This window comes from Pseudoalteromonas sp. (genome assembly GCF_018402495.1).
In the GTDB taxonomy this organism is placed as follows: domain Bacteria; phylum Pseudomonadota; class Gammaproteobacteria; order Enterobacterales; family Alteromonadaceae; genus Pseudoalteromonas.
On record NZ_JAGYIU010000003.1, the window covers coordinates 38,090 to 50,029 of the forward strand.

Below are 11,940 nucleotides of genomic sequence, written 5' to 3' on the forward strand. Positions count from 1 at the left end.
GGTCAGGGTTATCGATTAAGTTCACTGCCGCACAGGCAGCTTAGAAATATCTTTGGAGAGTCACAAGTTAAAAAGTCGTGTTCACTGCCGCACAGGCAGCTTAGAAAACTGCCCGTTTACACTACACCTTTTTCCCGTTGTTCACTGCCGCACAGGCAGCTTAGAAATATTGCTGATGCGTAATAACTAACCTCGGGAGGTTCACTGCCGCACAGGCAGCTTAGAAAGCCGTCAGGTGGTGGTTCTGGGGTTGGTTTGTGTTCACTGCCGCACAGGCAGCTTAGAAATGAATATATCGTCGATAAACTTGATGCTGGATGTTCACTGCCGCACAGGCAGCTTAGAAAAAAGATAGGTGTATTTGATGAAGCACCACCAGGTTCACTGCCGCACAGGCAGCTTAGAAAATTGCTAAAATAAACATCTTGCAACAATGTGAGTTCACTGCCGCACAGGCAGCTTAGAAAATTATTTCTGCAAGCTTGCCGAACGCAACAAGGTTCACTGCCGCACAGGCAGCTTAGAAATAATGAACCAGTTGTTGCTAAAGCTGCGTCGTGTTCACTGCCGCACAGGCAGCTTAGAAATGAGTTCTCTTTTTTGACCAACGAACCTGCACGTTCACTGCCGCACAGGCAGCTTAGAAATGTTTACTGCAAATAAGCAGCCTAGACAGTAAGTTCACTGCCGCACAGGCAGCTTAGAAAATTATCAGCGAGCGATTTCAGCCTACAGCATTGTTCACTGCCGCACAGGCAGCTTAGAAAGCTAACGTGAGTGAAAACGCATTTGCACTGCGGTTCACTGCCGCACAGGCAGCTTAGAAATCGTCGTCAGCACCAAATTTGGGATCAGTAATGTTCACTGCCGCACAGGCAGCTTAGAAAATCTGGTAATGGATAATAAAGTGTTGGCAGACGTTCACTGCCGCACAGGCAGCTTAGAAAACAAAATCGATTTGTACAGCGAGCTCTTTGCTGTTCACTGCCGCACAGGCAGCTTAGAAAGCTGGTATAAACCAGCGGAAAATCACGATAGAGTTCACTGCCGCACAGGCAGCTTAGAAATTTATTACAGGGCTGTTAATTTCAGTGTTCGCGTTCACTGCCGCACAGGCAGCTTAGAAATCATGGGTGGGTGGTGTGGCGTCATCATCGCCGTTCACTGCCGCACAGGCAGCTTAGAAAATCACGCCTTGGCGGATAACATCACCCACTAAGTTCACTGCCGCACAGGCAGCTTAGAAAAATAGAAACACCAAATCCTGATGGTTCTTTGTGTTCACTGCCGCACAGGCAGCTTAGAAATTCACCCGAAATTTGAAAATAAACAGTGTTGCGTTCACTGCCGCACAGGCAGCTTAGAAATTTCTTATATATCCTGACCAAATCAAAACATAGTTCACTGCCGCACAGGCAGCTTAGAAAAGTAAGTAGGCCATTTGACTTATCTTGACCTTGTTCACTGCCGCACAGGCAGCTTAGAAAGTCCAGCTTTATTTGAGTCTTGATTATTGCAAGTTCACTGCCGCACAGGCAGCTTAGAAAATATGCTAAACCGAGGTAAGTAACTGCCAGCCGTTCACTGCCGCACAGGCAGCTTAGAAAAATATTGGTAGCCGTGGCGCCAAGGTTTGAAAGTTCACTGCCGCACAGGCAGCTTAGAAATATTAACTAAGCTTGTTGGCCTGCGCAATAAAGTTCACTGCCGCACAGGCAGCTTAGAAATATTGGAGAAATTATGAATATTGAAGGCGCTAGTTCACTGCCGCACAGGCAGCTTAGAAAGCTAACATGTTTGAAGTTTTGGTAAACTCGGAGTTCACTGCCGCACAGGCAGCTTAGAAATATTAGCTAATGGGGTTATTGCTTCCCCATAAGTTCACTGCCGCACAGGCAGCTTAGAAAGTTTACTTGAAGCAGTCGATTTAAGCGGCAATGTTCACTGCCGCACAGGCAGCTTAGAAAAATAAAACAGTGAAAACAAAATTTCAAAAAATGTTCACTGCCGCACAGGCAGCTTAGAAAATTACAAACCAGATCGAGTGCGTGTTCAGTAAGTTCACTGCCGCACAGGCAGCTTAGAAACATTAGCATCTTCGTACTCAAATGCAATATCTGTTCACTGCCGCACAGGCAGCTTAGAAAATAGTCACAGGGTCAGCAATTGAGATAGAAAAGTTCACTGCCGCACAGGCAGCTTAGAAACTATTTTCTGGCGTCGTAAATTACGTAAAATCGTTCACTGCCGCACAGGCAGCTTAGAAATTTTCTACTTTTCTCCATGTTACGTCATCTATGTTCACTGCCGCACAGGCAGCTTAGAAAGTTAAGCCTAGCATAAACTTTACGGCCTTTTTGTTCACTGCCGCACAGGCAGCTTAGAAATTTAAGTTCTCCAGACTGAACTAATGAATCGAGTTCACTGCCGCACAGGCAGCTTAGAAATGCTACTGTAATTCCATCTGATATAGTTCTGTGTTCACTGCCGCACAGGCAGCTTAGAAATTAAAGGTAATCAACAAGGTATCTCAACTTACGTTCACTGCCGCACAGGCAGCTTAGAAATCAAGAACGCAAGCTTCAAGGAACTGCATATCGTTCACTGCCGCACAGGCAGCTTAGAAATAGCATTAGAAGTTCATCCCTAGTAAATGTATGTTCACTGCCGCACAGGCAGCTTAGAAAATAATTCGAGTGTCATTAATATCATGCCTATCGTTCACTGCCGCACAGGCAGCTTAGAAATATTTTGCTAAGATACAATTATACAAAACAAGGTTCACTGCCGCACAGGCAGCTTAGAAATGTAACAATTAGTGATACAGTAACCAGAAGCAGTTCACTGCCGCACAGGCAGCTTAGAAAGTTAGCTCCAGCGCTCGCTTGATATTTTGCATGTTCACTGCCGCACAGGCAGCTTAGAAAATCCATATAGACTAGGTATCTATCATCACTCAGTTCACTGCCGCACAGGCAGCTTAGAAAGTTTGGATCTTCGATAACGCTTTTAAGCTGCTGTTCACTGCCGCACAGGCAGCTTAGAAATTATTTAGTTAATTGATATTACCCTGTGTCTTGTTCACTGCCGCACAGGCAGCTTAGAAATGAAAGCACTACAGGTGGCAGTAGTAGCATATGTTCACTGCCGCACAGGCAGCTTAGAAATAGGGATTTAAGTGCGGAACTAAAAAATCTAAGTTCACTGCCGCACAGGCAGCTTAGAAAACCATCCCAGCTACCGAAATATGGACTTTCGTGTTCACTGCCGCACAGGCAGCTTAGAAAATTTATAACTGTTATTTTTGTGGCCTTGCCAAGTTCACTGCCGCACAGGCAGCTTAGAAAGCTATCAGTTACCGTGTGCAATAAGCGGAATAGTTCACTGCCGCACAGGCAGCTTAGAAAAAGTAGATGCACGTTCTGCGGCATCCGCTGGAGTTCACTGCCGCACAGGCAGCTTAGAAAGCACAAGTCAACATCAAAAAGGGGTCTTGATAGTTCACTGCCGCACAGGCAGCTTAGAAATTCATCGCCCACTTTCATGTGTGCCAAATTATGTTCACTGCCGCACAGGCAGCTTAGAAATGTCTCTTGTGGCATTAGGCTTTTCCTAGTTTGTTCACTGCCGCACAGGCAGCTTAGAAAGTTTTCATCTAAACCAAGAATCAATACTGATTGTTCACTGCCGCACAGGCAGCTTAGAAATTAAATAAATCATGGTGCAGACCTCACACCTAGTTCACTGCCGCACAGGCAGCTTAGAAAGCACTGGCGAGCTATCAAAATTAGAAGAGGGCGTTCACTGCCGCACAGGCAGCTTAGAAAACCAGCTTTAAATTAAACGACAATCCAAACCAGTTCACTGCCGCACAGGCAGCTTAGAAAATCAGTTCAGACAGTTGATCAATTTGTATATCGTTCACTGCCGCACAGGCAGCTTAGAAAATTGTTAACAGTAGCTTGCGTTACCTGTTTTGGTTCACTGCCGCACAGGCAGCTTAGAAATCAAATATTTTGATGTAGTTTTCGTAATTTTTGTTCACTGCCGCACAGGCAGCTTAGAAAAGTTCGAGCAATCATACCACGCTACCTATAATGTTCACTGCCGCACAGGCAGCTTAGAAATTAGATAGAGCGGTACCAGAACGAGTACGGCAGTTCACTGCCGCACAGGCAGCTTAGAAATGTAAGGAAATATAATAACATCGGCGTCTTGCGTTCACTGCCGCACAGGCAGCTTAGGTGACGATGGACCGAAACGAAGTTTCGCAGCCTGAGGAAGTGAGGTCATGGATGACCGATGTAACCAAGCTCCATGGATGGATTCAAACACCGATATTAATTTAACAAAGTTCACTGCCGCACAGGCAGCTTAGGTGACGATGGACCGAAACAAAGTTTCGCAGCCTGAGGAAGTGAGGTCATGGCAGATTTTTTGTTCCCGACAAAATCTAAGTACCTAAATCCATTTAGGCAATGACCGATGTAACCAAGCTCCATGGATGGATTCAAACGCCGATGTTAATTTAACCACGTTCACTGCCGCACAGGCAGCTTAGAAATTTTTAAAACCGTCGAATTCGACGGTATTAAAATTTACTGCCGCATGGGCAGCCTGAGGAAGTGAGGTTATGGCAGATTTTTTGTTCCCGACAAAATCTAAGTACCTAAATCCATTTAGGCAATGACCGATGTGACCAAGCTCCATGGATGGATTCAAACGCCGATGTTAATTTAACCTCGTTCACTGCCTTTCATAAAATACATTACGCGCTAAAGCACGACCTACAGGGTGGGTGGCTTAGGTGGTATAAACGTTTATTTGGTTGCGGTTGGCGTTTTTTGCTTGGTATAGGGCTTTGTCTGCGTTGTTTATCATTTCTTCTGCTTGGGTTGTTGAGTTAGGTATGCAGCTATAACAACCAAAGCTGAGTGTCAGTGATGAGGCTATGGGGGAGTATTCGTGGGCTATGTCTAATGAGGCTATTTTTTGTTGAACTAGATGTGCAAATTCGCTGCAGCGCTCTGCATCTACCAAGGGCAGTATGAGTGCAAATTCTTCTCCGCCGTAGCGCGCAGCTAGGTCGCCTTCGCGTTTGCATAAATTTTTAAGTGCATTTGCTACGGTTTTTAGGACATCGTCGCCTTTCTGATGGCCGTAAAAGTCGTTGTAATGTTTAAAAAAGTCGATGTCACACATAATAAGGCTTATAGGCTTTTTTTGACGGGCGCATCGTTTAAGTTCACTTTTTAGTACTTTGTCGAAGTAGCGACGATTTGCAATATTAGTTAGCCCGTCGGTATTTGCTAATTGATTGAGTTTTGTATTTGCGTTGATCAGTTGTTGTTGTGCATCATGAAGTTTTTGTTTGTATTTTATGTTTTTGAGTGCGTTGTTAATAATTTCACCCACTAATTTTATTCTGATCAGGTCAATGTCGCTCCACTGACGTTGTTGCTTAACGCAGTCGCAGCCAATAAACCCGACAAGCTCGTTATCAAAACGTAGGCCAATGCATAAAACCGATTTAATATTTTGTATTTCAAATTCAGTTTTTTCTGATTGGGCCTCAGCGGGTAGTTGTGTAATATCATTCACTTGAAATACATGAGTTAAATTCATAACATCAAAAAAATAGGGGAGCTCAGATTTAGGTACATTTTGTAGTCTGTTTTTATAACTCGTAATTCCGGTGTTTACCCATTCATGTGTGTTGGTTAAGGTTTGGTTATTAGCGTTAAATTCAAATAAGTAGCTTCTGTCTGCCTTACAAACAGTGCCAATGGCTTTTAAAGCAAAATCAATTTGCTGATCTATGTTATCATTTTGAATATCAATGAGTTCGGCGGAAATTTCAGAGATTATTTTATCAAAGTTGTATTCTTCACTACTGCCAATGTTGCTATGCTCTAGGGTAAGCATGATTAAATCATCACAAAATACAGTACGTGTAACGTTTAAAAGGGTGGTTTGGTGGTGGTGTTTTAATAAGATAGAAGAGCTATGATCTGCTAAAAACAGCTGTGAAATAGCTATAAAGGTATTGGTTTTCGAGTCAAGTAAGGTGATATTACTTAATGCCGCTTTTGTTATGGTATTGCTATTATTATCTATTGCAAGCAAGTGCTTAGCATAAGAGTTTATAATATAGCTATCTGCTTTATTATCATAAACAATAACAGCTAATGTAATACTATTAAAAACGTGTCGCATTATTTTTGTTATGTTATGGCCCACTGATTTCTCCGCATTACAATATGAAAAATAACTATATTTATGAATTAATTATTCTTTTTTATACATCAAATCTAGTACAGTTTTTTGTATTTTACTAAGTTTTTAGTGCGTTTAATTGAGCGACGTATTACAATTGTGATTGTATATCATTACGTGTTTTCTCATTAGCTTTATTCTATAAGCTTACTTTGTTTTTAGTGAAGGTTTATTATATTTCATGACAGAAATAACCACACATCATGCTTCTCGTCGTCGTTTGTTAATCGCACTTGCCATTACCTGTTCGTTCATGATTATTCAATTAGTGGGTGCATATTATGCAAATTCGCTTGCCGTTCTTGCTGATGCGGGTCATTTATTTGTTCACAATAGCTCTTTGTTTATTGCTTTAATTGCCTCTAGTTTTGCGATTCATTTGGCTAAAACGTATAACGATGGTCATCAAAAAGCGGAGTTAATTGGTGGGCTTATTAATGGGGTACTGTATTTAGTTATAAGCCTTGTTATTTTGTTTGAAGGGGCTGAGCGCTTTATCGAGCATAATCAAGGTCATTCTCATGCTATCAATAGTTACTTAATGTCGGTGATTGCAGCTATTGGTTTTTTATTTCATGGTGCGGCGGCATGGGTACTTTATAAGGGCCGAAAGGCAAGTATTAATGTGTATGCGGTATTTTTGCACTCATTTTTTGATTTAATATCAACGGTGTCTACTTTTGCGGCGGGCGTACTAATTTACATAACAGGCTGGAATGTGATTGATATTTTGTCGAGTATGCTTATTGCGTCCTTTGTGTTGTTTACCGGTATTAAGGTTATTATAAGCTGTATAAAGGGGTTGCGTTCAAACAAGGCGAAGCTACCTGAAGTGGCCGATATTGAAACAGAAATAACCACTGTGGAGCATGTCGCAAATGTGCATAATGTGACGGTTGTTCGCAAAAATAAAAAAGTGATAGTCGGGGCGCATGTAGTGCTTAAACAGCACTGCACCATAGAAAAACATGATGAAGAGTGTCGCTTAAAGGTAATAAAATTGCTTGCCGATAAATTTAATGTGAATGATAGTGTGTTACAAATTGAAAGTTATGAATGTAAGCACATACATTAACGCATTGATACAAAAGCGACTTAACTAAGTTGCTTTTTTGCTTCAGGTTTATATCATATCAATAATTTTTTCAAAGCACTCTGGGCTCACTAAATCGCTGGCACTCATAGGGCGAGCGAAGTAGTAGCCTTGCTGTTTATAGCAGCCTATATTACGTAAAAATTCAATCTGTTCACGGGTTTCTACTCCTTCAGCAATACAATACAAGTCTAAGTTTTCAGCAAGTGAGTGAATTGTTTTAATAATAGACTCATTACCTTTATCAACACCAATACTATTAACAAAGCTTTGATCTATTTTTATTACGTTAATTGGAAATTGGCTTAAGTATGTGAGTGATGAATACCCTGTGCCAAAATCATCAAGAAATAGTTTAAACCCCGCAGCTTGTAAACTTTTTAGTTGTTTTGCTGCCTTGTATTTATCTTCTAGCAGTGTGCTTTCTGTAATTTCTAAGCGTATTTGTTGCGGTTTTATATTTGCTTTTTCAAGTATTGAGCTAAATTTTTGTGCTATGTTGGCTTTTAAAATGTGTTTTGGTGATAGGTTCAGTGATATATAAAACAGCGGGTTAATTTTTAGAATTGGGGCAAGCTCGGTAATTGCACGCTGTAATGCTTGCTCAGTTAATAAATCAATTAGGCCTGTTTCTTCAGCAATAGGTATAAACATAGCAGGAGAAATCGTTTTGCCTTGATTTTCCCAGCGCATTAGCAATTCAACCCCGCTTATTGTTTTATCTTGTGTGTTAACAATGGGTTGGTAGTGATTAAATAGCTGGTTATCTTTAGTGGCGTCTTTTAAGTCATTTTCAAGAATAAGCTTTTGTTTTATTTGCTCATTCATTTCTTCATTAAAAAACTGAAACCCGTTTCGGCCTGCTTGTTTAGCATGCATCATGGCAATATCTGCGTTCCGTATGAGGACATCGGTCGATGTTGCGTCGTAGGGGTATAATGCAATACCAATACTGGCTGATATATTAATTGCAAAGTCTTCAATAATAACCTTGTTGGCTAGCTCCTTACTCATTTCGTTGAGGATGTGTTGTAAAGAGGCCATTGAGGTAACGTTTTCAATTAACACTAAAAATTCATCACCACTTTGGCGGCCAAATGAAGCGTTATCACCTAAGTATTTGCTCACTCGCTCGGTGATATTACACAGCAGTTTGTCACCTACAGCATGACCAAAGGAGTCATTTACGGGTTTAAATTTATCTAAATCTATAAATATAACAGCGCATTGCGAATCGTTTTTAGCGGCGCTTGTAATGGCATTTTCGATTTTTTGATTCATTAAACTACGATTTGGTAAACCTGTTAACGCATCGTAATTGGCAAGGTATCGCAACTCATTTTCAGCACGTTTTTGCTCTGTTAAATCTGTAATAACAATAACATAGTAACTTACTTTATCTTTTTCGTCGGCAATAGCTGTTACACTTAAATGAATCGGGTGTTTTTTTGCTTTTGTAGTTTTTACATAAGCATTTGTGCGCCAATTCTCTTTTGGTTTGAGTGTTTTTAAAATTATCGCAAATTCTTTGCATTTAGTCCGACCAAGGGCATTAATAAATAGTTTTGAATTTACAACACCCTTTTCACCTTTGTCAGAGAACACATCCATAAAGCTATTATTAGCTGAAAAAGGTATTAAATTTTCGTCTAAAATAAGTAAGTAGTCATTTATTTGGCTAAATGCTTCGCCTAATATTTTTGCTTGTTGTTCGTTTGCTAGCTGCTCAGTGATATTAGTAAAGATACCAGATACATAAAGGGGCTCTTTGGTATCTTCGTTATAAATAGTTTGTCCTAAGTCATGAAACCATAACCAGTGCCCGTCTTTGTGTCTTAATCTATAAGTGGCTTGCCAATGGTTATGTTGGGTTTGTGTTATAAAGGTATTCCATTTACTTTGTAATCTTCGGCGCTCATCAGGGTGCATAATATTAAAAAAACTGCTTATATCGACACGCTCCGGTAAATTATGGTAGCCAAGCTCTACTCCTCTATCTGTATTTACAGAGCTATCTGCAAAGCTATAGTTCCATATACCGCTTTTATTACTTTTTAGCGCTAAGTCTGTTTGGGTTTTAGAGTAAATTGCGGCGCGATGAGCTTGTTCAATTGCAACTTTTCGACTTCGATACTGCCAGAAAAACAAAAATAAAATCACTATAGTAGCAACAAAGTAGCATGCATAAGCAATAGGCGATTGCCAAGGGGCGTAGGCCACGCTAAATCTAAGCTTAACAGGGTCGCTAGTAATCACTCCATTACGCTGCTGAGTTGATACTGATAATACATAATCACCAGGTTGTAATTTTGTAAAAAACACCTCATTAGATCTTAAGTCGTTATAGCTTAGTGACGTTGGGCCTGTAAGCTCAACTTTATAGGCGGTTTTATCAATATTTTTATAATCAAAATTAGAAAACCGAACTGTTAAACCCATGTCGTCGTGTTTTAGCATCAACGAGTCATTACTATATTTTACTGGCGTGTAATCAAGCGTTTGTGAAAACAAACTAATATCTGTAATTGCTAAGTTATTATTGATTTTTCGCTGTTCATTATCAAATTGCTCTGGGTCAAACATTAGCACGCCGCTACGGTTACCAAACGCTAACTCGTTGTTATGTAACCTTAATGCTGCTAGTGCTGTAAAGTGATTGTTACTTAAGCCATCTTTTATTGTGTACGTGGTGATGTTAAGCGTATCTAAATTAAGTCTAGAGAGTCCATTATCAGAACTAATCCATAAAAAGTCATTGTCATTAATAAGTTCAAATATGGAGTTAGTATTTAATGAGTTATTTTTATTAAAAGTATGTACTTGCTCGTATGTTTCAGCGTTAACGGCAATTAACCCTTCTTGAGTGGTGGCTAACCAAAGTAGCTTTCGTTTGGCATCGTAATAATAATTTTCTACCGTATAGTAAAGATTATTTTTTGCTATTTTAGATTTAAAAATAGGCGTTAAAGTGCCAGTTGCTTCGTTGTATCGGTAAAACGTGTCAGAAGTACTTAAAAGTAGATCGCCAGGGAAAGCGTTAGAGGGGCTATGGAACGTATATGCAAGCATAGGCGATACCTGCTCTTTTAGTCCATTAATAACTCGGTTTTCGCCAGTGTTACCATTAAATATATAAAAGTTATCATTGTTAATGTAAGCAAATATATCGGGTGCAACTTGTGCAATGCCAAACGTATAGTCGGTGTTTAGCTTGTACTGAGTAATGTATTTGTTTTTTTCAAATGTAGCTGTTTTTTTATTAAAGAGATCGAGCCCGGAAAAAGTAGCTAGCCACAGATAGTTGTCGCCTTTGTCATATGCAGGAAAAATATCACCTATAGCCGATAGGCCATAGACCGCTTTGCTATCTTTAGATTGTAAATATAAGTCACTCTTTTGGGTTTTTGAGTCATAACGAACAAGCCCATCGTCCGTGCCTATCCAAAGTAGTTGTTCTTTATCTTGATGAATAATATTTACAATATTATTTTTAGGTAGAGTGATTTTTTTAAATTTCTTTGTTTGTGCTGCCCAAGTAAATATTCCATGTGTTCTAGAGCCTAACCAAAGTAAACCCGACTCATCATACATAATATCGTTGATAGTGTTCTCTGTTACGTTGTAGTTACTATCTTTGAAGTTTAAAATAGGGCTAATGCTTGTGTTTTTTCTATCGAATTCAAATAACCCACTTTCTGTGGCAATAAACTCACCATACGGTGTGTTCACATAATCCCAAATATTATAATCACTAATAAGTGTTGATAGCGCAGCAGGGTTTATATTTTTATTTTCATCTAAAGCAATCCGATACATCCCTTCAACCGTACCAACTAACAAGCCAAGTTCATGATCAATCGATAAAAATTTTACGTTGTTACTATCGTTAGTAACTTCTTGAGTATCGTTAAGTGTTATTTGTTGGAGGTCGTTATTGGCAAAGTTATAAACATACAGACCATGGTCAGCGCCAATGTATAAGGTGTTTTGGTAGAGTGACAATGTACGCACAAACATACTTTCATCTGGTAGAGAAATTGTGAGTGTTTTCTTTTTTGTTTTTTTATTAAAACGGTAAACGTGTGAATCAATAGAACAATAAAAATACTCCGCTTGTTCACTAACAGCAGATATAGGGGAAAATTTTTCTTTATTTTGGTTCAAATGACCTGAATATATTTGCTCAGCGTGTAAGTTATTTGGGTTAATTAAATAGCTACCAGCAAATTGTGTGCTTACTAGTATTTTTCCGTCGTTGGTTTTGTAAATATAAATAATGTAGTTGTTTTTTAAACCGGTTTGGCTTTCGTAAGGTGTAACTTGATAGCCGTCGAATCGAAATAAACCTTGAGTTGTAGCAATCCATACATAGCCAATATCATCTTGTACTGATTTTACTACAAAGCTTTGCGCCAATTGCTCGTTTTTGGATATACGTTGTAACTGTTCTGAATAGGTTTGCGTAGCAAAAGCGTGTGGTATGCAAACTAATAAAAACATAAAAACAATACAGAAAAGTTTACTCAAAAGTTCTTACCCTTTTTAAACTGACAAGGTTGGTATTAAATAAC

3 protein-coding genes and 1 CRISPR repeat array (1 of these 4 running past the window's edge) are annotated in these 11,940 nt (G+C 39.6%); of the genes, 1 reads left to right on the top strand and 2 read right to left on the bottom strand.

Features of this window, described 5'->3' with window-relative positions; genetic code table 11:
• Positions 1–4,247: direct repeats of the CRISPR family, unit length 28 nt; unit sequence GTTCACTGCCGCACAGGCAGCTTAGAAA (it extends 1,481 nt beyond the left edge of the window).
• Positions 4,248–4,803: 556 nt separating this feature from the next.
• Entirely contained in the window at positions 4,804–6,216 is a 1,413-nt protein-coding gene (locus tag KG708_RS10075; protein ID WP_213610197.1) for a diguanylate cyclase, read from the bottom strand.
• Positions 6,217–6,457: 241 nt separating this feature from the next.
• Between KG708_RS10075 and KG708_RS10080 the strand changes: the two genes are divergently transcribed.
• Entirely contained in the window at positions 6,458–7,351 is an 894-nt protein-coding gene (locus KG708_RS10080) for a cation diffusion facilitator family transporter (protein WP_213609448.1), read from the top strand.
• A 48-nt stretch (positions 7,352–7,399) separates the two neighbouring features.
• On the opposite strand, the gene KG708_RS10085 is transcribed toward KG708_RS10080, so the two are convergent.
• Positions 7,400–11,896: an EAL domain-containing protein gene (locus tag KG708_RS10085; RefSeq protein WP_301003377.1), complete on the bottom strand. Its 4,497-nt coding sequence runs from the start codon at positions 11,894–11,896 to the stop codon at positions 7,400–7,402.
• Positions 11,897–11,940: the final 44 nt, after the last annotated feature.

What these genes read in the sequence shown, in the direction of transcription:
- KG708_RS10075 (WP_213610197.1), bottom strand. Translation starts at nt 6,216, where the DNA reads ATGCGACACGTTTTTAATAGTATTACATTAGCTGTTATTGTTTATGAT.
- KG708_RS10080 (WP_213609448.1), top strand. Translation starts at nt 6,458, where the DNA reads ATGACAGAAATAACCACACATCATGCTTCTCGTCGTCGTTTGTTAATC.